Source organism: Succinispira mobilis DSM 6222, assembly GCF_000384135.1.
Lineage (GTDB): Bacteria > Bacillota > Negativicutes > Acidaminococcales > Succinispiraceae > Succinispira > Succinispira mobilis.
The window spans coordinates 791235-813355 of the sequence record NZ_KB913028.1 but is presented as its reverse complement, the minus strand read 5'-3'; the positions used below and the strand labels follow the sequence as shown (position 1 = coordinate 813355).

The following is a 22121-nucleotide window of genomic DNA, read 5'->3' as shown; positions in this document are numbered from 1 at the left end:
AATTCATCTTCTCGCTAACGTATCATCAAGGGTATTTGCTTAAATAGGTCATGAATAAAAGTTACCAACATACCTAGCATCCATGGACCAAAAACTACTATAGAAACAAACACAGCTATTATTTTAGGTACAAAAGCCAATGTTTGTTCTTGAATTTGTGTAGCAGCTTGAAAAATACTCATGATTACCCCAACTAACATGCCTAACAACAACATTGGTGCGGAAACCAACATTAAAACAACTAATGCGTCTCTGCCAATTTCAATCGCTAAATCTGAATTCATAATAAACTCCTATCTAAAGCTCGCTACCAAAGATTGAATAATCAAATGCCAACCATCAACCAAAATAAATAATAATAGTTTAAACGGTAAAGAAATCATCACAGGAGGTACCATCATCATCCCCATAGACATCAATGTACTCGCTACAACCATATCAATTACAATAAACGGCACATATATCAAAAATCCAATTTGAAAGGCTGTTTTTAATTCACTAATTACAAAAGCTGGAATTAGTGTAAAAGTTGGAACATCTTCTGGTGAATTAGGGCGGGCATCTTGTGACAACTCCACAAATAAGGCTAAATCATTTTCTCTTGTTTGCTTAAACATAAAATCTCTTAGAGGCTTAACTCCAGCATCTAACGCTTGTTCTTGTGTTATTTTACTTTCTAAGTAAGGCTGCAATGCAGAATTATTTATCTCTTTAAAATATGGACTCATCGTAAACACTGTTAAAAACATCGCCAAGCCAAGCAAAACTTGTGTGGGCGGCATTTGTTGAGTTCCCATAGCGCTACGCAAAAATGACAAAACAACTACAATTCGCGTAAAAGATGTCATTAAAATCAATATCGATGGCGCCAAAGTAAACACTGTTAAGCCTATTAACAATTGTAAACTCAAAACCAACTCTTCTGGCGTTTGCGCCTGCTTGACATCAATATTCACACTACCTGGTAAAGGAATAAATGGTGCCGCATTTACTGTGCCTGTTTGTAAAACTAAAATACTCGTAAAAAACAACAAGCAAGCTAAAATAATTTTTCTATGCTTCACAACTTATTTCTCCCTTTTACCATTTCTAAACTCCAGCAGTTTTTTAGTAAGCTTTTCTTTTATTTGTTGTACTTTGAGAATATCATCATTTAAAAAAACTGATTCAGCTACTTGCGAATTCTTAAATTCTTGCTTTAAGTCTTCAATCTCTTGTAAATCAGTTATCTCTTTAACAAAATTTATATTCTGTTCGGTAATAGACAAAACTAAAACTTTCTTTCCTAACTCCACTAAACATAAGTTTTTATTTATGCCTAATGGCAATGTGGCAATAATTTTTTCACTGGTTAACACTCTATTTTTAGTATAGTTCTTCCCCAGTAATTTCGAAGCGTAAAACGCTAAATAAGCGACTACGACCAATACAAGTACCAAGCTAATTATATAACCAATAACTGTAACTGTACTTGTGGTAGAAACTATCGGTGATGGCTCTTTGTATTGCAAATAGCCTGTTTTTTCTTGAGCCATCACCGCTGCTTGCCTGCCAAAGGTCAAAATTGCACTTGTCAGAAAAACAAACCTTTTCATGTACTACTGACCTAAGGCTTTTTTTATAGCTTCAACTACCCGATCAGCTTGGAAAGGTTTAACAATAAAATCTCTCGCTCCAGCTTGAATAGCTTCAATAACCATTGATTGCTGTCCCATAGCACTACACATCACAATTACTGCCGCTGGATTAATTTTCTTAATCTCTTTTACTGCTCCAATGCCATCTAATTCTGGCATAGTAATATCCATTGTTACTAAATCTGGTTTCAACTCTTTATATTTTTCTACAGCAATTTGTCCATTCTCAGCTTCACCTACTACTTCAAAGCCATTTTTCGACAAAATATCTTTGATCATCATTCTCATAAAAGCGGCATCGTCAACAACTAAAATACGTCCCATTAAAAATTCTCCTTTTCTTCTACTTAAAATTATTTTTTATTGTAATGTATTTAACCGATCTGTCTTATTAACAATCTCGGTAATCCGAACACCAAAATTCTCATCAATAACTACAACTTCACCTTTAGCAATAAGTTTGGTATTGATATATACATCTACAGGCTCACCGGCCAATTTGTCCAACTCGATTATCGAACCTGGCGACAACTCCAAAACATCTTTAATCAGTTTTTTTGTTCTTCCTAATTCAACCGTTACTTGCAAAGATACATCCATTAGCAAATTCATATTTCCATCTAAAGCACCCATAAATTGAGGTTGTAATGGAGTAAATTGCACTGGTTGAACCGCGGCTTGTTGCTGCATCATCGGCTGTTGATACATCATGGGTTGTTGATACATCATTGGTTGCTGCATCATTGGTTGTTGATACATCATTTGCTGTTGCATCATCGGTTGTTGCATCATTTGTTGTTGATCCATCATGGGCTGTTGCATCATAGGTTGTTGCATATTTGTTGGGGGAGTTTGGGGTGGAATCACAGGTGCAGTTTCTTTTTTGGGTTCTGGTGTCGCCTCAGTAGGGTTCATCATATCTGCAACCATTGCTTTAGCGACATCAATTGTTACAATTTGCATAATCTCTGAATTAATCAAATCGCCAATTTTTAAACTAAAAGAAATCTTAGCTACCGGATCTTGCATTCCCACAGATTTAGTTATTTCCCCAGTATGCGAAAAGTCTACAATTTCGCATTTAGGTGGAGAAATATCAATTTTCTTTGCCAACATTGTCGACATTGATGTGGATATAGCTCCCATCATTTGGTTCATCGCCTCAGAAACAGCACTCATATATAATTCTGTAGTTTCTGTTGGCGGATTAAGTCCATCACCACCCATCATTAAATCTGCAATAATCATAGCTTCATGTTCTTTTATCGCTAAGATATTAGTACCATTAAGACCATGTGTATAGGCTACTTCGATTACCAAATACGGCATCGGGTAAGCAGATTTTATCTGCTGAATATTAGCTACAGTTACCCGCGGTGTCGTTATATCAACTTTATTATTCAATAAAATTGATAAGGTTGTCGCTGCGTTTCCCATACAGATGTTCCCAACTTCACCTAAAACATCTTTTTCCAAATCTGACAAAACATTGGGTATTTCTTGGAATTCCAATTCCGTATTATCTACAGTTTGCTCACTATTATCAGCCCCAGAATTGCCGTTTAATAATGCATTTATTTCCTCTTGGGATAGAACCCCGTCAGCCATTGCCATCCTCCTCTTCACTTGCTACTGATGTAATTTGTACGGCAAGCTTGTTATTTACTAATCCTGGTTTACATTTGAATTTTTCTCTTTTGCCAACTACTATATCTAAATCGCTAGAATGTTTTTTGTCTAAAACCAAGACATCGCCAACGACTAGTCCCATCAATTCACGCACCGTGATGTTGGTATGGCCCAAGTTTACACTAAGGGGAATTTTAGTTCTCTCAATTCTCTTTTGAATAAGTTCATCTTGACGAATTCGTTCTTGTCTACCAGTTGCTGCTGAAACCCAAAAAGTAGTTGTCAGCTTCGACATAATTGGCTCTAAAACTAAATAAGGAATCGCAAAGGTTATTGTCCCTTCAGTGTTCATGATTTTGGCCTGAAAAGCAATAATAACCACCATATCATTAGGAGGCACTATTTGAGTAAATTGGGGATTAGTTTCTATGGTATCTAGTTTCGGGGTTATATCAATAACTTGTTTCCACGCTTCTTTAAAACTATCTAAAGCTTTATTGGTTATTCGTGAAATAATTGTCTGCTCAATATCTGTTAGAGCGCGATTTTTATTCAAAGGACTACCTGAACCACCCGCTAATCTATCAATGATTGCAAAAGCTATTTCATGATTAATTTCTAACAAAGCACTTCCTTGCAAAGGTCGCATTTGAAAAACACTAATCACTGTGGGTGAGGCCATTGAACGGATAAACTCTTCATAAGTTAGCTGATCCACGGAAACAACATTTACGTGCACCATTGTGCGCAAATGCGCAGATAAGTACGTATTCAACAGGCGGGCAAAATTTTCATGCAACATATATAAAGTCCGAATTTGATCTTTCGAAAATTTGTCGGGACGTCTGAAATTATATGTTTTAATTTTCTTTTTGCTTTCTTCTATAGCAATTTCTTCTGCTGAAACCGTGCCTGTAGACAGTGCCGCAAGTAATTCGTCTATTTCTGATTGTGATAAAACATCTGCACTGGCCAATAAATCCCCTCCTGACTTGGTTTTATCAGAATTTTATTGTAAAACGAAATTGGTTATATAGACATCATAAACTTTATTTACGCCAATTACGGCTTCTACAGCTTTTTTAACCTCAGCTTTTAATTGATCTTGTTTTGTCGGATCAAACTCTTCTATTTTTCTCGCTCTTAAAAACTGAACTACAGTATCTTGAATTCTTATTTCTTGCGGATCGGCAGTTTTACTTTTCTCTTTCGCTGGCTCAATCTCCACTGTCATGTTAATTTTTAAATATCTTCCGCTATTTAGTCCGCCAATATTTACAATAATTCCTTCTTTGGGGTCCCCAATTTTCACAAAAGTTCCTGGTGCATCATTTACGCGCCGCACAGTTGATTCTGACTGTTTAGGGCTATTAGCTAAAAAATGCATCGCTACGAAATATGACATCCCTGCCGCTATGAAGACTCCAACTACAATTGCTACTACTATTAAAATCATTGATTTTTTATTACTTTTAGCTGGTTGTTCTACTATTTCATTTTCCGGAGTATCTGCCATTTACAACACCACCCAATCCGAATATTTTATTTATTAAATTAAAAATAGTTCTTCACTTCATTATAACAAATTTTACTTACTAACTTCAATGAAAATTATTCACTGCTATCTGACAAAACGTCCTAAGGCTCTCTTATATTCCATGGTGCGCGCGACAATTTCACGCATATTCTCTTCCACGATGATTTTTTTACCATTAACTAAAGTAATAACTGTATCTGGAGTCTCCTCGATTGTCTCGATTAGTTCGGCATTTAAAATAAATTCCACTCCTTTGGATTGAAATTTAGTTAATTTAATCATTCTACCACTCCTTTCTAAAATTATTTTACTTATAAGTAGTTAAGCTACCATCTATAAGTAAAATAATTTTATTTTCTTTAAGCTAAAGGTGAGCACAACGCCCACCTTTAGACTATAAGCTTTAATTAACGTTTTAAGTTGGTCAATTCTTGCAACATTTCATCAGAGGTTGTGATTACCCGCGCATTAGATTGGAAACCACGTTGCGTAATAATCATATTACTGAATTCTTCTGATAAATCTACGTTGGACATTTCTAAATTGCTAGCATTCAACATGCCTAAGCCACCAATTCCAGCACCATTAATTTGTGGTGTTCCAGAGTTGTTAGAGCGAGCATAAAGGCTAGTTCCAGCCTTTTCTAACCCAGCAGGATTGTTGAAGTTTGCCAAAGCTACTCGTCCTAAAATTTCTGATTTTCCATTAGTAAACTTACCAATTATCATCCCATTGGTATCAATAGATACTCCATTTAAGGAACCAGCGGCGTTACCATCTTGGTCTGTGGCTTGTAAAGAAGTATCGCCACCAAATTGACTTACCGTGCTTAAATCGATAGTGATACTCATTGGTGCTTGAACCCCTCCAAGCGGGGTAAATTTAATTGGATCTAAGTTAGCACTAACAGAATAAGTTGGAACAACTGAGGCTATTGATCCAGCGGCTCCTGCATTAAGATTACCAGTTAGTGTAACTGTAGTAGGCGGAGTTCCTGAAATCGTAACTGCTGGAAACGCATTGCCTTCTTCTATTTCTCCACCTGCCGCAGCCTTACCATTTACCGTATAATCAATCTGCCATTTAGGCGTGGTAGGCGGAACTGGTGGTACAGCTAATGGATCCCCTGGATCTGCCATAGCTGTTTTTTTCATTTTTATCCCAATAGTTGTAGGAATGCCATTAACCATGGCCACAGCTGAACCATATACTTCAGTATCCAAAGCTGCATCTACTGGTATTGTAGCATTTACCGCACCAGTTATACTTGCATCTAAAACAGTTTTTGTGCTTTGCAATGTACCATCACTATTAAAAGTTATCAATTGCATAGTACCAGTTGGCGCATGTGCAGCATCTGTCATAATATCTGAAACTGCTGTATAAGACAGCCAGGTGTTATCACTTAATTTGCTATAAGTAGTTTTTGCTTTATGGGCAATCCCTTGCGAATCATAAATATCAATGCTCGCTGAATTAGTTGCTCCCGGTTTAGAATCTGCCGAAAGATTCTTGGCATGCACAATATTCGTGGAAATTTGTGCTGGTGTAATTTTACCTACCGGAACCTTCAATGCAGCTGGTTCTGAAGCTAAGGCAATCGCCCCATTAGCATCAGCCATCCAGCCCATTACTTTAAGACCTGTACCTGGCACTACATAGTTGCCATCAGTATCAAAGTCAAAGTTACCAGCACGCGTATAGTATTGCGTGGCCCCATCACTCAAGATAAAAAAGCCATCGCCTTGAATAGATAAATCTGTGGCTTTACCAGTTGATTGGTAACTACCGTCCGTAAACAAGGTATCAATACTGGCAATACCCACACCCAGACCTTTTTGCATTGGGTTTGTTCCGCCACGACCATTATTTTGCGGCATTGAAGCCCCTTGCAAGGTTTGACTTAACTGGTCTTGAAAAGTTACCCGCCCTGCTTTAAATCCATATGTATTAACATTGGCAATGTTATTACCAATTACGTCCATCCGTGTTTGATGGTTTTTCATCCCCGACACCGCCGAGAAAAGTGAGCTCATCATAATTTATTACCTCCAAAATTTATGTGGTTTGCAGTTATGCAACTATCTCTGTCGTTCAATAGTTTAAGCTTCCTAATTAGGTCCAGCCTAGATAATAACTGCGCCATCAATATTAGTAAATACGTTATCTTTTAGATTAGTTTGATCTACTACCGTCACCACTGTCTTATTGGGGATATTTACGATAAAAGCATTATTGTCTAACAAAATTAAGCTGTCTTTCAGACCCTTATCTGCTGCTTTTGACACCGCTTCTTCTAACCGCAAATTTTGCGCTGCGTCTAACTTGATATTCCGGTAATTCATTCTTTGTGTAGCATGATTGGAAAATTTAACTTGCTGGATTTGATTTTTTAAAACTTCACTAAATACTTGTTCTTTAGCTACAGAAGTTGCTTTTGTATTTTGGTTATTACTCTGTTTATTAGCAACTGTAGCAACTTGAGAACAAAGAATGTTTAATTTTAAATCGTTCATTATTGTATCACACTAATCAGTCGTTGTGTTTTCTGTAGCTGTTGCCGGTTTCGGTTCAATTTTCACAACTTTTTCCATATCAATCGCTACATCATCAATCATTAAATATGGTTTATTATCTTTCATTCTTACAGAACTTACAACCCCAGCATAGTAGTTCCCATCTGACTCTTGCCAAGTAATTTTTTTATCAATTACGGACATTGCTTGATTTAACTGCATTGAACTATTTAAGTTTTGCATTTGTTCTAAGGAAGAAAATTGTGCCATTTGCGCAACAAACTCTTTGTCTTCCATCGGATTAGTTGGATCTTGATAGCGCAATTGCGTTACTAGTAATTTTAAAAACTGATCTTTCCCCATGGTACTGCCAGTATTGGTTTTTCCAGTAACTTTGTTTTCATACGTGGTTAAATTATTATCTACACTTGTTACTGCCATCTTTTACACCTCATTATATTTTATAGTCAATCCCTTCATTAACGGTCAATCCTTGTTCTTGCAACTGCTGCAACTCTGTTTCGGTTAGTTTGGAATTATTGATTTTTTGTAAGTTAGTTGGTTTTTGTTTTTGGTTATAAGCTAAAGAATCTTGTCCATCTTTTTTAGACATAAACTCACCTAAACCTGCATATACACCTACATCATGCACCTTAAAACCACTATGACTTAATTCTTGTCGCAGTTGTGGCATTGCGGCTTCTAGAATTCCCCGAGCTTCTGCGTTGTTAGTATGGAAATTCGCATTAACACTACCATTTACAATACTGATTTTTAAAACCATTTCACCTAAATGCTCTGGTTTTAACCTAATCATCATCTCTGTGTTTCCAGCTTTTTGTAATAGACGTACGTTTTCTACCAACTGCCTTGCTGTTCGTAGTTTATCTTCTGTAAGTTCTACTGAACTGTTAGGAAGTGCTGTTTCTAGACTAGTTTTAAAATCGCTTGTAGCACTGCTAATTTCTGTGTTTTTTTCCATAGTACCACCGACACTACTTTGAGCAAAATCCAAATTAGAACCGGTATTGTTATTAGCTGTTTGTGCCCCAATTGCTAAAGTCTCAACTACTGGTGCGGCAGTTGTTTGCGGCAATTCCGTCTCGGATTCTGCCACTTTAAACTCTGCAGGTTGTTGTTCTAAAATTATTTTTTGTTGTAGCAAACTGGCATCTACGGGTGGCTTTATTGCAAGTTTTGTAGTAGTATCCAACTTGTTTAAAATCACCTGTTCCAATTTCTGGGTGCTATCAAGGTCTGCCTTTGTGGTTTCTGCTAGATTTGGAACCTTGGTCAAGTTAGGCTTTACGATTGTTGTGTCTAACTTAGCAGTATCCGGATCTTCTATAGAAGCGTCTAGCTTCGTAATTCCAGAACCGTTTTTCGTTTTTTCAACAGAATCAACACCTGTATCTAACTTTAAATCATTTACAGTTGTTTCAGGTTTGCTAGTTTCAGTCGTAATTGTTTTTTCAAGGTTTAAACGCTGTTCGACCGTAATCATGTTTTCTGTTGACTCTACTGCCTGCTTCGCGGGCACTGCCTTTGGTGCAATTTCTTGTAGCAAATCTTCACTAATTACACTGCTAATAACGCTAATTGGCAAATTTTCTGGCAGGGCTTTAGTATTATCCACAACTTCATCAGCCATCAGATTATTCACACTAGGCATCTGTGCGCCCGGAATAGCTAGCATTGATTCCGTCGGAGCAATTTCTATTTTTTCTGGTTTAACTAACACAATATCAGCAAACGTTGCTAGTAATTCTGCTTTCTCCTCATCAAAATTCTGTTCTGATGTAGAAGTGTCTTCGCTAACTTGTTTATGCATATTTAAATTAGCCAAAAAATTAAGTTGCTCTAAAGCTTTGCTATTATCAACTTCTGGAAGAGCTTCTGATTCAGAAATTTTTTGGGATTTACTTGATAAAACCTTGCTAAAAGTGTTTTCGTTTTTCTTTAAGCTAAAATTACTCTCGCGATTAGTTTTGCGACTTTCTAACTTGAAGTTATCAGGAGCTGTTTTTGGGGTATTTTTCGCCAATAAATTTAAAGCTTCACTCATTTACTCACCTCCTTTTTCTTAATATATCTAATTACTAACAGCATTTTGTTCATTTGCTGTTAGCTGATTAGTATCAGTAGTGTTTGGTAAAGTTATCGTTTTCGGTTTTTCTGCCCGATACTTTATCAAAACTTTAGACAAGGTTGCCGCTTTTAAGGACGGCATGTTAGCTAATACTTTAGCGGCTGTTTCTTCTTCCATTTTCAAAAGAATTTGTACCGCGGTATTATCATCTATTTTATTTATAATATCTGCAGCCTCTTTGGGCTTCAGGCTTTCATACATTCTCGCCAACTTCGATATTCTCTTTTTCTCTTCTAATAGTCGTTCCTGCTCTTGTTTTTCTAATTCAGCTATTATTTTTTTATTTTTTTCAGCTATATCAATACTGTCTTTAGCTTTAGCATCAGTTGGTTTAACAACTACAGCTGTTTCTGGCTTCAATTCGGTTTTACTATCTTTTTTATCTTCTGGCTTTGGTTCTTCTTTAGTCTCTTCGACAACTGGTTTAAAGTGCTCATCTAGTTTTTCAACTACCATTTGAGCATTCGGATTATCTTGCATGTTAGTAAGTTTCACCAGCTCTTCAGGTGTTATCAACTTATATTTTAATAATACATAAGTCGCTGCTAAAGCTAAAACAGCCAATAACAAGATGTATATACTAATTTTTTTCATTGAATTTAAGAACGCTGAGCCGGTGCCAGCAACACGTTGCTTTAAATTAGGCTTATTTTCTTGTTTAGCAGAATTCGGCTTGTTTTCTGATGCTGTTACCTTTTTTCTGGTAAACATTTCTTTTATTTTATTAAGCAAATTTATACATCCTTCCCCAAAGCTTTACTCGCTAATTTTTATTTAAAACTTTAGCAACATACTCTTTAGTTTCTTCATAAGGCGGGACTCCGCCATATTTATCTACTGCACCCATACCCGCATTATAAGCTGCTATTGCCTGTTCAGTATTATTATATTTATTTAATAGCGTTTTCAGGTACTTGACGCCACCTTCAATATTCTCGCGCGGGTCATAAGCATTTTTCACACCCAACTCTTGAGCAGTTTCAGGCATTAACTGCATCACACCAATAGCCCCTGCACTTGAGACAACATCAGTTTGGTAGTTGGATTCCGTTTTGGCTAAATTATCCACTAATGTTGGGTCAACACCATATCTTTGGGCAGTTTCCTGCAAAATTGCTTTTACATCTTGAGTTTTTTTATTATCATGATTCTGAGTTGCTTTTGTTGGTTGCAACTCTTTTTGCAAAGTCTTTTCAAAAGATTTATCGTCGTTTTCCGAGCTAAAGTTAAATTTTGCTTCTATTTCATTTATTCTATTTAAAACCTGCGTAACATTACCTATCTTCATTGTACACCCCACTTAAGCTCTAGTAAATATCGATAGTGATAACTCATCTAGAACAATCTGTTCTTGCGCAATAAGTTCTAAATTATATTGTTGCAACCGCTTTTCTTTTAGCATTTCTACAACTTTACGCTTCTTTATAGCTTCTTCTAATATTTTAAGCGCTTTTTTTACGATATCCTCTTGATTTTTGATTAGGGCCGTTTGCTGCTCAATACGCTTATCAATTTGAGAAAGATACTCATTCCAAATTAGTAAATCTTGAATATAAATTTTATATTTACTTTTTTGTTCTTCAAATTCTGCTTGCGCATTTACCCGCAAATCTTGCAAATCAAATAACTTTATTTTTTCTTGTTGCAAAATTCGTCGTTCTTTTGTTAGTTCTGTCTGTGCTTGATCTTCCTGCCGTTTGCGAATCTTTAGTAAAGCTTCTAGTTTAAAAACAAATTTTTTCATAAGCTAACCTACTTTGCAAATCCTGCACATAGTTGAGTAATTGTGCTGTCAAAATTATCTACTTCATAGACGCCTTGTTGCAAAAATTTTCTAGCACTTTCAATTTTGGCAATGGCCATATCAATATTTGCATTACTACCATTTACATAGGCACCAATATTAATCAAGTCTTCTGCTTCTTTATAAGTCGCCAATACTTTTCGCAACTGTTGAGCTGCATCCCAATGATTTTTTTCAACAATTTCTAACATTACCCGACTTACGCTGGCTAAAATGTCAATCGCTGGATAATGGTTTTGCGCTGCGATATGTCTCGATAAAACAATGTGTCCATCAAGAATCCCCCGCACTGTATCCGCAATTGGCTCATTCATATCATCACCTTCAACTAGCACCGTGTAAATACCAGTAATACTGCCTACGTCGCTAGGACCTGTGCGTTCTAGTAACTTAGGTAGCATTGCAAAAACAGAAGGTGTATATCCTCTAGTTGCTGGCGGTTCGCCTACAGTTAAGCCAACTTCACGTTGTGCCATAGCAAAACGTGTAACTGAGTCCATCATCAATACCACTCGTTTGCCTTGATCGCGAAAATATTCAGCAATTGCTGTAGCCGTAAGTGCGCCTTTTAAACGAACTAAGGCTGGTTGGTCTGAAGTTGCTACTACTACTACAGATCTTTTTAGCCCTTCTTCACCTAAATCTCGTTCAATAAACTCCCGAACTTCTCGACCACGCTCACCAATTAGCGCAATGACGTTAATATCTGCCTCCGTATTGCGAGCAATCATGCCAAGTAAGGTACTTTTCCCTACTCCACTACCAGCCATAATTCCTATCCTTTGTCCTGAACCAAAAGTTAGCAAGCCATCAATAGCTCTTACGCCTACGGAAAGTTTATCGCGAATTCTAGCTCTAGTAAGAGGCGGTGGGGGCATATTTTCTAAAGGATAACTTAATGATTCATTAAGCGGACCTAAACCATCCATCGGATTTCCTAAACCATCTAGTATTCTGCCTAATAAACTTTCGCCAACTTTAACCGATAAGGTTTGTTCGGAAGCAATAACTTCACAGCCTGGTCCTATTCCAGCTAAAACCCCTAATGGCATTAACAAAACTTTGCCTTCTTTAAAGCCTACAACTTCCGCTTTAATGATATTTTGTTCGCGACTTTTGATATAACACAATTCACCCAAAATAACCGTTGGACCAATAGATTCGATTACCAAGCCAATTACTTGTGTTACTTTACCCTTTAGTAAAATTGTATTACATTGTTTTAGTTTTTCTTGCAAAGCGTCCACATCAAACATTTGTAAAAATCTCCTCAACACACATTTTCAAAAGAGACATTTGTGTTTCCAACCTCGCATCTACCAATCCATTATTAGTTTCTATCAAAACATCTGCCTTGTTCAAGCTTTCATCAGCAAAAACTTCCATGGTAGTGTTCGCTTCAAATAATTGCTTTAACTGCGGCACTTGCTGCGCTACTAACTCTTTATTAACCGGTGCCACCGAAATTTTTATCATCGCTTGGCTACTAACTTTTTCCAAGGCTGCCTTTACTATGGCCAAAACATATTCAGGTTTTAAAGTTAATTGTTTATGCAAAATTTTCTCTGCCACTAACCAAATAGTTGTCTGAACTTTATCGGCACAGCCAGTAATAGTCTGCTCTGCTTCTGTCTGAGCATCTGCTACTAATTGTTTCGCCTTGTTTTCTGCTTCTAGCAAAGTAGTCTGCATTTGCGTCTGAATTTCAATAAATCCTTGCGCCTGCCCTTCTTCTAAACCTAGTTTAAAGCCTTCTTGTTGTGCTTCGGCTTTCCCCTCGGCAAATCCTTGCTGAAAACCTTCTTGATAGCCAGTTAGTTTTCCCTGCTCTAACCCTTGCTCTTCAAATTCTTTGACAATTTGGTCGCTTTGTTTTCTGGCTTCTAGTAAAATCTCCCCAGCTTGTAGTTTAGCTTGAACTATTAATTCTTCAGCTTCTCGCCGTGCATTTTCTAACACAGCCTCACTACAATTTGCTTTATCTGTTAAATCCTGTTCTAGTTTTTCCAAAAGCTGTTGTTTATCACTTATCTGCTTTGCTAAAGCCTCTAGACTAACTTCAGTATCCTTAGCAACTTGATTATTACTCTCTTTTTCTTCCTTTAAATCTTGCTGTTTAGTTTTAGACAAAACTTTAGATTCTGAATCCAGTTTGTGCACTATCAAAAAAGGTTGCTGTTCTTGGGTACAGTTAGATTTTATCAGCTTACGCAATTACTTCGTCTCCTTTACCACGAGAAACTATAATTTCGCCTGAATCTTCTAGTTTGCGAATAATATTAACAATTTTTTGTTGCGCTTCTTCTACATCACGAATTCTAACTGGTCCCATAAATTCAATTTCTTCCCGCAACATATCGGCTGCCCGTTTGGACATGTTTTTGAAAATTTTATTAGCGACTTCATTAGGCACACCCTTCAAAGCTAAACTCAAATCTTTGTTTTCTACCTCACGCAATACCATTTGTAGAGAGCGATCATCAAGGAGAATAATATCTTCAAATACAAACATCAACTTGCGAATTTCTTCTGCCAATTCCGGATCTTGTGATTCTAAATTTTCAATAATAGAGCGCTCTGTAGTTCTGTCTGATCTGTTTAACAACTCTACAATTGCCTCTACCCCACCAGCAATAGTGAAGTCTTGATTTCCCAAAGAAGAACTAATTTTACGTTCAAGAACTTTTTCAACATCACGAATTATATCTGGCGAAGTTCGATCCATAGTAGCTATACGTCTTGCTACATCATACTGAACATCATTAGGCAGTGCCGATAAAATGGCTGCGGCCTGTTCAGGTCGTAAATAAGCTAAAACTAACGCAATTGTTTGTGGATGTTCATTTTGAATTAAATTTAACAATTGTGATGGATCAGTATTGCGCACACAGTCAAATGGTCTGATTTGCAAGCTAGAAGTTAGCTTATTGATAACACTAAGCGCACTCTCTAGACCTACTGCTTTTTCTAGGACTGTACGAGCATAGTCTAAACCACCCTCGCTAATATATTCTTTCGCTTTACACATTTGGTAAAACTCAGATATTACTAACTGTTTTTGTTCGGGGGTAACTTTTTTTTGGTTTGCTATTTCTAAAGTTATAACTTCTAATTCTTCTTCTTTTAATTTTTTAAAAATATTGGCAGCTGTTTCTTGCCCTAAACTTATTAATAAAATCGCCGCTTTCTTTTTTCCACTTAATAAAGACGATGATGCGTACATTTTACCACCTCAAAATTGTTATTCTTAAAACGCGATTCTATTACTCCTCAGACAACCAAGCTTGTAATAATTGAGCAAATTCTTCAGGATTTTCTTTAGCAAAACTTTCCACCAAAACTTGTTGTTCTTTGAAGAATTTTTCTTCCTCGCTCAATTCTTCTCCGGTAAAGCTATCCATACCATCATCACTACCTTTACCTTCAGCTGATCTAATCATCGCAGCACGTTCTTTTTCGTAGTCTGCTAACATTTTCTTCTCAGCAATCATCCGCTCTGTAGCCAAACGTTCTTTTTCCATCCGTTCTGCGAAACTTTGTTCTTGTAAAATACGTTCTCTTTCTTCGGCACTCTTTTTACGCAAATACCAGATAACCATTCCCACAATAACAATCAATAGCGCTAACGCACCTAAGCCATAGTAAATATAGCGTTCTTGTTCAGCTTTAGCTTGTTCAGCTTTTTTCTGTTCCGCTAAATCAGTATTGAAAGGAATTCGCTCTACAGAAACTAAGTCACCACGATTAAGATTTATCCCTGAAGCAGAAGCAACTACTCTTGAAATACCTTCTTGTTGCGCTTGCGTCAAAGTTTCATCAATAAATACCGCTACGGTAATCCTTTTAATTGCCCCTGGATCAACGACTATTTTTTCCTTGGTTTCATTTATTTCATAATTTTTTGTAGAATCTTTCTTCTCATAGTTAGACTGGGTTTGTTGGTTTGTCGCCGCTGGATACCCTGGAATATTACTAGTTGTGCCTGCTGGACCACCCGCCGGAGGTTTGCCAGTGCCCTGATAATTTTCGGTAATATCTTGTGAACTTCTTAAAATACCTTTTTCTTCTACTACTGGAGCAAAAACTTGCTTATCTATTAAGCGTTTATCAAAATCCAATTCCACCGTTACTCGTGCCGCTGCACGATTTTGGCCTAAAGATTGATCTAATAATGATTGCACGTTATATTGTAATTGATCTTGAATCTTTTTGGTCATTAAAAACTTATCTAAGGCAAAAGCCTTATTGTTTTTGCTATCTTGATTTTTTTGCTCTTCTTCATCGTAGACATTTAGAACTTTGGCAAAATTATCTACTACTGTAATATTTTCTGGTTTTAATCCTTGCACACTATGGGCTACAAGATTAACGATTCCTTTAACTTGATTTTTATCCAACTCAGCATCAGGTTTCAACTTTAACATAATCGATGCAGTTGCTGGTTTTTCATTTTTTTTGTAAAGACTATCCTCAGGCATAACTATGTGCACTCGTGCGGACTCAACTTCTTTAAGTTCTTCAATTGTTCTGGCCATCTCACCTTGCATAGCCTGTAGATAATTCATTTTATTCTGAAATTCAGTTGTACCAAACTTTGTTTGGTCAAAGACTTCAAACCCTTTTTTGCCTCTAGGCAATCCTTGCGCTGCCAAAGATAGGCGCAAAGCATAAACATCTTTCGCTGGCACTAAAATCGTACTACCGTTATCACTAATTTTATTGTCAACTTTTTGCTCTTTAAGCTTGTTAACTATTTCGCCTGCATCTTTTGTTTCTAAATTTGTGTACAGAGGTTGATATTCCGCCTTACCGCCTAACCAATAGCTCCAACCTAATATCGCTATAAATACCGCTAAGGCTCCTCCCATAATTGCATATCGTTGAGTTTTGCTTAATTTTTGCCAAACCGCCTGCAATTGCGCTTTCCATTCAGCCATCTTATCAATCCTTTCAATAAACTAACAGAACGATAAAACGCTCCTGCTACATTTGCATCCTCATAATTTCTTGATACGCATCCAAAGCCTTATTTCTCACCTGTATTGCTAGTTGCAAGTTAATTGCAGCTTTTTCCGCGGCAATTGTGACTTGAGAAATATCTTCAATTTCACCCGTAGCCAATTTCATGGTCGCCTGTTGCGATTGAACCTGGGTTTCATTCACTTTATAAACAGCTTCTTTTAAGAGATTAGAAAAATTAACGGGACTATCATTTTCTGGAGTCAAGGCACTTTTGCTAGCAGAAGTTAGCATTGTTTGTACATTTTCATTAATTCGCATTTTTTTCCGCTCCTTTATTTACCGATATCTAGAGCTTTTAAAGCCATACTTTTAGCCGCATTAACAGCTGCTACATTTGCCTCATAAGCTTTTGAAGCACTAAGCATATCAATCATCTCGGCTACTGCATTTACATTCGGCATCATTACGTAACCTTGCGCATCAGCATCTGGATGTCCTGGTTCGTAAACAGCTCTAAACGGGGATTGATCTTCAATAATTGCCCTTGCTCGAACCCCTTGTCCAACTTGATCAATTCTAGCCCCTTGGCTATTGTCTTTATTTATATTAGTTTGCAACACACTTTCGAAATCTTCGCGCGGTTCAAACACAACTATTTGACGTCTATAAGGCGTGCCATTTTCTGTTCTTGTTGTATTTACATTTGCCAAATTATTTGAAACAACATCTAAGCGTAATCGCTCTGCTGTCATTCCTGAAGCGGCGATATCAATAGCATTAAACATACCCATTCTTATTTTCTCCCTTCAATAACTTGCTTTAAAGTACTCGTATAGCTACTCAAACGTGCGGCTACAGCCTGATAATAAATACTGTTTTTTGCAATGTCTGCAGTTTCGCGGTCAATATCTACATTGTTTTGGTCATTACGCATACTTTCATCAGGAATTTCCACTTTTTGAGCAACTACCTCATCTAAAGTAAGTTTCGGTCTCGTTGCACTGATGTTTGTAAAATGTTTGGGGTTTGTTGTTTTCAACGGTAATTCTTTTTTGTGTTTAGAATCAACAGGCGCTTCTTCAGCCAAGGCTTCTGCCAATTGATTTTCAAAACTAACTTCACTTCTTTTAAAGAGCGGTGTATTTATATTCGCAATATTATTAGCAATAACTTTATGTCTTAATGCTGAGGCTTGCAGAGATTTATCAAGAACAACAAAAGTTTTCTGTTTGTCTAAAAAATTCATAAATACGCTCCTATCTCTATTTTTATAAACTACATGGTTTTGTTTTTACATCTGTCATTATATAACACATATTATATAACATAAATTGATATTGTAAAAGCCTTTTTGTCTGTAAACTTGCGCTATGTCGATATAAAAAAAAGATACTAGGCTAATTTTTAATTATTAGTCTAGTATCCTAGTTTCATATTTTTATTATTATCTTAATTTTTTCAATTCATCCAACAACAAGTCATTTAAAATACGGATATAAGTACCTTTCATGCCTAGAGACTTAGATTCAATAACTCCCGCACTTTCAAATTTGCGTAGCGCATTCACGATAACACTCCGAGTTATGCCTACTCGATCTGCTATTTTACTAGCAACTAATAAGCCTTCAGTCCCATTTAACTCACCCAAAATATGTACAATCGCTTCTAGTTCTGAATACGATAAAGTCGCTAAAGCAATTTGCACAGTTGCTTTTTTACGGGCCTCTTCTTCAATTTTTTCTGTGCGGTCACGAAGGATCTCCATCCCGATTACTGTCGCACCATATTCTGACAATAATAAATCGGAATCATTGAACTCTGAACTAAATTTAGCTAAAATTAATGTTCCAATTCGTTCACCACTACCATAAACAGGTACAATCGTCGTGAATTTACCAGAGAAAATGCATTTAGTTCCCTCTTCAAAAGCACACATATGGTCTTTTAAAAGCACATTGGGGTATGTTTCCGTAATTCGCATTAACCACTCTACATATCTTTCAGGAAAAACTTCTTTTTTTATTACCTTTTCTAACATTAACTTACATTCAAAATCGTCTAATAGAGAATGTCCTAAAATTTTGCCTTGTCTAGATACAATGTAAACATTGCCTCCCATTACTTCACTCATCACGTGTGAAACTTCTGCATAATCAACTTTTTCAGACTTTTGTAACAAACGATTAATTTTACGTGTTTTTTCTAATAATGCTGTCATATAATTCTCCTATCCTAAAATTTTGTAATGTATTGAATTTTTTTATAAATTAAATAAAGCAACTAACTACTCTTTAAATTATATTAAAGAATAGTTAGCATCTACGTCCATTTCTGCAAATTATACATTAACAAGCTAGCGCTTGTAATATTCAAAGCATTTTTAATTAAGCAAAAACTTTGATATATTTACACGCTATATACTATATTATAATATAATTTTTTTATTATTTAGTCAATAGTAAAAAATCTCAATCCAGTAAGTTTTTTCACAATTCTATATTTTTAATGCTATTTAAGGCAATTTCTGCTATTTTGGCATTTTTCAACTTCTTATTTTTAATTCTTTCTTGTAAGCTAGGAATTAAAGAAAAGTTTATATTCATCGGTTGAAAATTCTTGTGTTCCGCACAGCTAATATAATTCGCTAAAGAGCCATGTGCACTTTCTCGGGGAAATTCAAGTAAAGGCTGGTTATTATACAAGCGGGCTGCATTTATGCCTACCATCAACCCAGATGCTGCCGATTCAACATAACCCTCAACTCCAGTAATTTGTCCTGCAAAAAAAATATTAGGCTGCGTGCGCAAGGAAAATTTATCAGTAAGTAACTGTGGCGAATTAATAAAAGTATTACGGTGCATAACCCCATAACGTACAAATTCTGCATTTTCCAGGCCTGGAATCAAGCCAAAAACTCGTTTTTGTTCAGGCCATTTCAAGTGTGTCTGAAAACCAACTAAGTTATACATTGTCGCAATGGCATTGTCTTGCCTTAATTGGACTACTGCATACGATTCAACATTAGTTCTAGGATCAACTAGACCTACTGGTTTTAATGGACCAAACCGCATAGTGTGTTCACCCCGCGCGGCCATAACTTCAATGGGCATACAACCTTCAAAAAATATTTCTTTTTCAAAGTCTTTGGGTTTAACAACTTCTGCCTTTACCAATTCCTGCCAAAATCTGTTATATTCGGCTTCGCTCATCGGACAATTTAGATAATCAGCTTCACCTTTATCATAGCGCGAAGCGCGAAATACTTTATTCATATCCAGTGAATCTACTGTTACTATTGGTGCCGCTGCGTCATAAAAATATAAGTACTCACTAGCAGTTATTTGCTTAATATTATTTGCTAATATTTCCGAAGTTAATGGGCCAGTGGCTACAATTACTATTCCTTCCAAACTGTTTAAATCTTTAATTTCTTCGTTTATTACTTGCACTAGGGGATGTTTGTAAAGAAACTCGGTTATCGCTTTGGAAAATCCTTCCCGATCCACGGCTAAAGCTCCGCCAGCCGGTAGTTTATGTGAATTTGCAAATTTCATAATTAGCGAATCTAGCAACCGCATTTCTTCTTTTAGTAAGCCCACTGCATTTTCTACATTATCAGCCCGAAGTGAATTACTACAAACCAATTCTGCAAAATATGCGGTTTGATGTGCTGGAGTGTTTTTTAGCGGTCGCATTTCATATAACTTTACAGGAATATTTCTCTTGATCAATTGCCAAGTAGCCTCACAACCAGCTAAGCCAGCACCTATTACATTTACAGCCGGCTGGCTATTTGTTTCTAAATTCATTTAATAATCTCCTTATTACACTTATCATTAGCACAGACTACTACTGTCCGCCGCGCTTTATCAATTTTTTCAGTCATATAACTACCACAATCTGGACACTTTTCCCCACTTGGTTTATTCCAACTCATGAATTCACAACCTGTTTGACTAGTACACTTGTAAAACCTTCGTCCTTTTTTCGTTTTAAATTCACCAACTCGTTCTTGACACAACGGACAAGGAACATCAATGTAGTTGATAATCGGTTTGGTATTCTTGCACTCAGGATAACCAGGACAAGCTAAGAAAGAACCATAGCGACTTTGCTTAACAACCATCATCTTGCCACATTTTTCACACTGTACATCCGAAACAATTGGTTGAATTTCAACTTTGCCAATCTCTTGCTCAGCGTATTCGAGTTTTTCCGCAAAAGGGCGATAGAACTCATCTAGTACATGAATTAAATCCGCTTTTCCTTCGGCAATATTATCTAGGTTTTCCTCTAGTTTAGCCGAAAAATTTACATCCACGATGTCTTTAAAGTAAGTTTTCAATAGATCCATCACCAAAATACCCAACTCAGTTGGTACTATTTTTTTATCTTCACGTCTTACATACCCACGATCTATAATTGTTTGAATTGTAGGTGAATACGTACTAGGCCTACCTACACCCAATTCTTCTAACTCTTTAACCAGTGTTGCTTCGTTGTATCTAGGTGGCGGTTCGGTAAAATGTTGCACTGGTTCTGGCACACTGCGCAATTTCAATAAATCTTCCACTTCTAGTTCTGGCAAAATAACATCCTTATCCAAATCACGTTTGCTATCTAATACCAAAAATCCCATAAATTTAAGTTTGGAACCATTACTTTTAAATAAATAATCTTGCGCTCTAATTGTCAAAGCCGTGCTATCCGATATAGCTGGTGCCATTTGGCTTGCCAAAAATCTTTGCCAAATTAATTTATATAATTTATATTGGTCTTTAGTTAAATAGTTTTCAATTAAATCTGGTGTTTTTGTAACATCACTAGGACGTATTGCTTCGTGTGCATCTTGAGCGGCACTCTTGCCCACATAAACATTAGCTTTTGAGGGATAGTACTCTGCTCCAAAAACACTAGTAATATATTCTTTAGCTTCAGCTTGAGCTTGTAAAGAAATGCGCGTAGAATCAGTACGCATATAAGTTATTAAACCCATATGCCCACTTTTCCCTATTGCCAAACCTTCATACAATTGTTGCGCTAACATCATAGTTTTTTTAGTAGTAAACCCTAGTTTGCGAACTGCCTCTTGTTGCAAAGAACTAGTAGTGAAAGGAGCCGCTGGTTTCCTACGTTTTTCTTTTTTTTCAATATTTTCCACAAGGTATTTATCAATATTTTTTAATTCGGCAACTATTTTTTCTGCTGCACCTTGATTATCAATATGAAGCTTTTTATCTTTAATTTTAACTAGTTCCGCAGTAAACTCTTTACTTTTATCATTTTTACTCAAACTAACTGTAAAAGTCCAGTATTCTTGTGGTTTGAAGTTCAGATATTCTTGCTCGCGCTCACAAATTATTTTAACAGCCACCGACTGAACGCGACCCGCACTTAGTCCTCTTTTAACTTTACGCCACAACAGTGGACTTAATTTGTAACCTACAATTCTATCTAAAATTCTTCTAGTTTGTTGAGCATTTACTTTATCTAAATCTATTTTTTTAGGTTGTTTTATAGCTTGCTGAATAGCATTTTTGGTAATTTCGTTAAATTCCACCCGACAAATTTGTTCAGTATCAATGTTAAAAATATGAGCTAAATGCCACGCAATTGCCTCGCCTTCGCGATCAGGGTCAGTTGCTAGAAAAATTTTATCAGCTTGTTTCGCTTGGGTTTTCAATTTTTTTATCAAATCCCCTTTGCCACGAATATTAATGTACTTAGGCGTATAATCGTTTTCTACATCAACACCAAATTGACTTTTCGGCAAATCTCGAAGATGTCCCATCGAAGCTGCTACTGCATAATTTTTACCCAAAAATTTTTCTATAGTTTTAGATTTTGCTGGGGATTCAACAATTAATAACGTTTTTCCCAAACCACA

25 protein-coding genes are annotated in these 22121 nt (G+C 36.4%); all 25 read right to left on the bottom strand.

Annotation, left to right across the window (positions count from 1 at the left end; translation table 11 throughout):
• Positions 1 to 14: 14 nt before the first annotated feature.
• The 25 genes from fliQ to topA all read right to left on the bottom strand — a co-directional run bounded on the left by fliQ (position 15) and on the right by topA (position 22115).
• Positions 15 to 284: a flagellar biosynthesis protein FliQ gene (gene fliQ, locus SUCMO_RS0103885; protein WP_019879194.1), complete on the bottom strand. Its 270-nt coding sequence runs from the start codon at positions 282 to 284 to the stop codon at positions 15 to 17.
• 9 nt (positions 285 to 293) lie between these two features.
• On the bottom strand, positions 294 to 1064 hold the full coding sequence (gene fliP, locus SUCMO_RS0103880; RefSeq protein WP_019879193.1) for a flagellar type III secretion system pore protein FliP: 771 nt from the start codon (positions 1062 to 1064) through the stop codon (positions 294 to 296).
• A gap of 3 nt (positions 1065 to 1067) precedes the next feature.
• Complete coding sequence (locus SUCMO_RS0103875; RefSeq protein WP_019879191.1) at positions 1068 to 1595, bottom strand: flagellar biosynthetic protein FliO; 528 nt, start codon at positions 1593 to 1595, stop codon at positions 1068 to 1070.
• Between the two features lie 3 nt (positions 1596 to 1598).
• Positions 1599 to 1961 carry a response regulator gene (locus SUCMO_RS0103870; RefSeq protein WP_019879190.1) on the bottom strand — a complete coding sequence of 121 codons (363 nt, stop codon included), beginning with the start codon at positions 1959 to 1961 and terminating at the stop codon, positions 1599 to 1601.
• 36 nt (positions 1962 to 1997) lie between these two features.
• Positions 1998 to 3245 carry a flagellar motor switch phosphatase FliY gene (fliY, locus tag SUCMO_RS0103865; RefSeq protein WP_019879188.1) on the bottom strand — a complete coding sequence of 416 codons (1248 nt, stop codon included), beginning with the start codon at positions 3243 to 3245 and terminating at the stop codon, positions 1998 to 2000.
• Positions 3238 to 4242: a flagellar motor switch protein FliM gene (gene fliM, locus SUCMO_RS0103860; protein WP_019879187.1), complete on the bottom strand. Its 1005-nt coding sequence runs from the start codon at positions 4240 to 4242 to the stop codon at positions 3238 to 3240. Before fliM ends, fliY begins: the two co-directional genes overlap by 8 nt.
• Positions 4243 to 4275: 33 nt before the next feature.
• Positions 4276 to 4782: a flagellar basal body-associated FliL family protein gene (locus SUCMO_RS0103855; protein WP_019879185.1), complete on the bottom strand. Its 507-nt coding sequence runs from the start codon at positions 4780 to 4782 to the stop codon at positions 4276 to 4278.
• 105 nt (positions 4783 to 4887) lie between these two features.
• Entirely contained in the window at positions 4888 to 5085 is a 198-nt protein-coding gene (locus tag SUCMO_RS0103850) for a flagellar FlbD family protein (protein ID WP_019879184.1), read from the bottom strand.
• A gap of 125 nt (positions 5086 to 5210) precedes the next feature.
• Positions 5211 to 6842 (bottom strand): flagellar hook protein FlgE, encoded by a 1632-nt coding sequence (locus SUCMO_RS0103845; RefSeq protein ID WP_019879183.1) that lies wholly within the window; start codon positions 6840 to 6842, stop codon positions 5211 to 5213.
• Positions 6843 to 6929: 87 nt separating this feature from the next.
• Positions 6930 to 7319, bottom strand: coding sequence for a TIGR02530 family flagellar biosynthesis protein (locus tag SUCMO_RS0103840; protein ID WP_019879182.1), 390 nt, complete (start codon positions 7317 to 7319; stop codon positions 6930 to 6932).
• 12 nt (positions 7320 to 7331) lie between these two features.
• Positions 7332 to 7760 (bottom strand): flagellar hook assembly protein FlgD, encoded by a 429-nt coding sequence (gene flgD / locus SUCMO_RS0103835; protein WP_019879181.1) that lies wholly within the window; start codon positions 7758 to 7760, stop codon positions 7332 to 7334.
• A 13-nt stretch (positions 7761 to 7773) separates the two neighbouring features.
• Entirely contained in the window at positions 7774 to 9384 is a 1611-nt protein-coding gene (locus tag SUCMO_RS0103830; protein WP_019879180.1) for a flagellar hook-length control protein FliK, read from the bottom strand.
• 27 nt (positions 9385 to 9411) lie between these two features.
• Positions 9412 to 10179 carry a MotE family protein gene (locus SUCMO_RS0103825; protein WP_211209225.1) on the bottom strand — a complete coding sequence of 256 codons (768 nt, stop codon included), beginning with the start codon at positions 10177 to 10179 and terminating at the stop codon, positions 9412 to 9414.
• A gap of 52 nt (positions 10180 to 10231) precedes the next feature.
• Positions 10232 to 10756 carry a lytic transglycosylase domain-containing protein gene (locus SUCMO_RS0103820; protein ID WP_019879175.1) on the bottom strand — a complete coding sequence of 175 codons (525 nt, stop codon included), beginning with the start codon at positions 10754 to 10756 and terminating at the stop codon, positions 10232 to 10234.
• A gap of 12 nt (positions 10757 to 10768) precedes the next feature.
• Positions 10769 to 11212: a flagellar export protein FliJ gene (gene fliJ / locus SUCMO_RS0103815; protein WP_019879173.1), complete on the bottom strand. Its 444-nt coding sequence runs from the start codon at positions 11210 to 11212 to the stop codon at positions 10769 to 10771.
• Positions 11213 to 11220: 8 nt separating this feature from the next.
• Positions 11221 to 12528: a flagellar protein export ATPase FliI gene (fliI, locus tag SUCMO_RS0103810; protein ID WP_019879172.1), complete on the bottom strand. Its 1308-nt coding sequence runs from the start codon at positions 12526 to 12528 to the stop codon at positions 11221 to 11223.
• Positions 12521 to 13486, bottom strand: a complete 966-nt coding sequence (locus tag SUCMO_RS10945; protein ID WP_019879171.1) for a FliH/SctL family protein — start codon at positions 13484 to 13486, stop codon at positions 12521 to 12523. The genes fliI and SUCMO_RS10945 overlap by 8 nt, the downstream gene beginning before the upstream one ends.
• On the bottom strand, positions 13479 to 14495 hold the full coding sequence (gene fliG / locus SUCMO_RS0103800) for a flagellar motor switch protein FliG (protein WP_019879170.1): 1017 nt from the start codon (positions 14493 to 14495) through the stop codon (positions 13479 to 13481). The genes SUCMO_RS10945 and fliG overlap by 8 nt, the downstream gene beginning before the upstream one ends.
• Before the next feature lie 40 nt (positions 14496 to 14535).
• Positions 14536 to 16209 (bottom strand): flagellar basal-body MS-ring/collar protein FliF, encoded by a 1674-nt coding sequence (fliF, locus tag SUCMO_RS0103795; protein ID WP_019879169.1) that lies wholly within the window; start codon positions 16207 to 16209, stop codon positions 14536 to 14538.
• 46 nt (positions 16210 to 16255) lie between these two features.
• Positions 16256 to 16552 (bottom strand): flagellar hook-basal body complex protein FliE, encoded by a 297-nt coding sequence (gene fliE, locus SUCMO_RS0103790; protein ID WP_019879168.1) that lies wholly within the window; start codon positions 16550 to 16552, stop codon positions 16256 to 16258.
• 14 nt (positions 16553 to 16566) lie between these two features.
• Positions 16567 to 17025: a flagellar basal body rod protein FlgC gene (gene flgC / locus SUCMO_RS0103785; protein ID WP_019879166.1), complete on the bottom strand. Its 459-nt coding sequence runs from the start codon at positions 17023 to 17025 to the stop codon at positions 16567 to 16569.
• A 2-nt stretch (positions 17026 to 17027) separates the two neighbouring features.
• The gene (gene flgB, locus SUCMO_RS0103780) at positions 17028 to 17480 is read right to left on the bottom strand and encodes a flagellar basal body rod protein FlgB (protein WP_019879165.1); all 453 of its coding nucleotides are present in this window, start codon (positions 17478 to 17480) and stop codon (positions 17028 to 17030) included.
• 198 nt (positions 17481 to 17678) lie between these two features.
• Complete coding sequence (codY, locus tag SUCMO_RS0103775) at positions 17679 to 18452, bottom strand: GTP-sensing pleiotropic transcriptional regulator CodY (protein ID WP_019879164.1); 774 nt, start codon at positions 18450 to 18452, stop codon at positions 17679 to 17681.
• A gap of 268 nt (positions 18453 to 18720) precedes the next feature.
• The gene (trmFO, locus tag SUCMO_RS0103770; protein WP_019879162.1) at positions 18721 to 20043 is read right to left on the bottom strand and encodes a methylenetetrahydrofolate--tRNA-(uracil(54)-C(5))-methyltransferase (FADH(2)-oxidizing) TrmFO; all 1323 of its coding nucleotides are present in this window, start codon (positions 20041 to 20043) and stop codon (positions 18721 to 18723) included.
• Positions 20040 to 22115 carry a type I DNA topoisomerase gene (topA, locus tag SUCMO_RS10305; RefSeq protein WP_019879161.1) on the bottom strand — a complete coding sequence of 692 codons (2076 nt, stop codon included), beginning with the start codon at positions 22113 to 22115 and terminating at the stop codon, positions 20040 to 20042. Before topA ends, trmFO begins: the two co-directional genes overlap by 4 nt.
• Positions 22116 to 22121: the final 6 nt, after the last annotated feature.

Bases quoted from the DNA above. Each gene is read 5' to 3' on its own strand.
- fliQ (WP_019879194.1), bottom strand. From the start codon at position 284: ATGAATTCAGATTTAGCGATTGAAATTGGCAGAGACGCATTAGTTGTT.
- SUCMO_RS0103875 (WP_019879191.1), bottom strand. From the start codon at position 1,595: ATGAAAAGGTTTGTTTTTCTGACAAGTGCAATTTTGACCTTTGGCAGG.
- SUCMO_RS0103870 (WP_019879190.1), bottom strand. From the start codon at position 1,961: ATGGGACGTATTTTAGTTGTTGACGATGCCGCTTTTATGAGAATGATG.
- fliY (WP_019879188.1), bottom strand. From the start codon at position 3,245: ATGGCTGACGGGGTTCTATCCCAAGAGGAAATAAATGCATTATTAAAC.
- SUCMO_RS0103855 (WP_019879185.1), bottom strand. From the start codon at position 4,782: ATGGCAGATACTCCGGAAAATGAAATAGTAGAACAACCAGCTAAAAGT.
- SUCMO_RS0103850 (WP_019879184.1), bottom strand. From the start codon at position 5,085: ATGATTAAATTAACTAAATTTCAATCCAAAGGAGTGGAATTTATTTTA.
- SUCMO_RS0103845 (WP_019879183.1), bottom strand. From the start codon at position 6,842: ATGATGAGCTCACTTTTCTCGGCGGTGTCGGGGATGAAAAACCATCAA.
- SUCMO_RS0103840 (WP_019879182.1), bottom strand. From the start codon at position 7,319: ATGAACGATTTAAAATTAAACATTCTTTGTTCTCAAGTTGCTACAGTT.
- flgD (WP_019879181.1), bottom strand. From the start codon at position 7,760: ATGGCAGTAACAAGTGTAGATAATAATTTAACCACGTATGAAAACAAA.
- SUCMO_RS0103830 (WP_019879180.1), bottom strand. From the start codon at position 9,384: ATGAGTGAAGCTTTAAATTTATTGGCGAAAAATACCCCAAAAACAGCT.
- SUCMO_RS0103825 (WP_211209225.1), bottom strand. From the start codon at position 10,179: ATGTTTACCAGAAAAAAGGTAACAGCATCAGAAAACAAGCCGAATTCT.
- SUCMO_RS0103820 (WP_019879175.1), bottom strand. From the start codon at position 10,756: ATGAAGATAGGTAATGTTACGCAGGTTTTAAATAGAATAAATGAAATA.
- fliJ (WP_019879173.1), bottom strand. From the start codon at position 11,212: ATGAAAAAATTTGTTTTTAAACTAGAAGCTTTACTAAAGATTCGCAAA.
- fliI (WP_019879172.1), bottom strand. From the start codon at position 12,528: ATGTTTGATGTGGACGCTTTGCAAGAAAAACTAAAACAATGTAATACA.
- fliG (WP_019879170.1), bottom strand. From the start codon at position 14,495: ATGTACGCATCATCGTCTTTATTAAGTGGAAAAAAGAAAGCGGCGATT.
- fliF (WP_019879169.1), bottom strand. From the start codon at position 16,209: ATGGCTGAATGGAAAGCGCAATTGCAGGCGGTTTGGCAAAAATTAAGC.
- fliE (WP_019879168.1), bottom strand. From the start codon at position 16,552: ATGCGAATTAATGAAAATGTACAAACAATGCTAACTTCTGCTAGCAAA.
- flgC (WP_019879166.1), bottom strand. From the start codon at position 17,025: ATGGGTATGTTTAATGCTATTGATATCGCCGCTTCAGGAATGACAGCA.
- flgB (WP_019879165.1), bottom strand. From the start codon at position 17,480: ATGAATTTTTTAGACAAACAGAAAACTTTTGTTGTTCTTGATAAATCT.
- codY (WP_019879164.1), bottom strand. From the start codon at position 18,452: ATGACAGCATTATTAGAAAAAACACGTAAAATTAATCGTTTGTTACAA.
- trmFO (WP_019879162.1), bottom strand. From the start codon at position 20,043: ATGAATTTAGAAACAAATAGCCAGCCGGCTGTAAATGTAATAGGTGCT.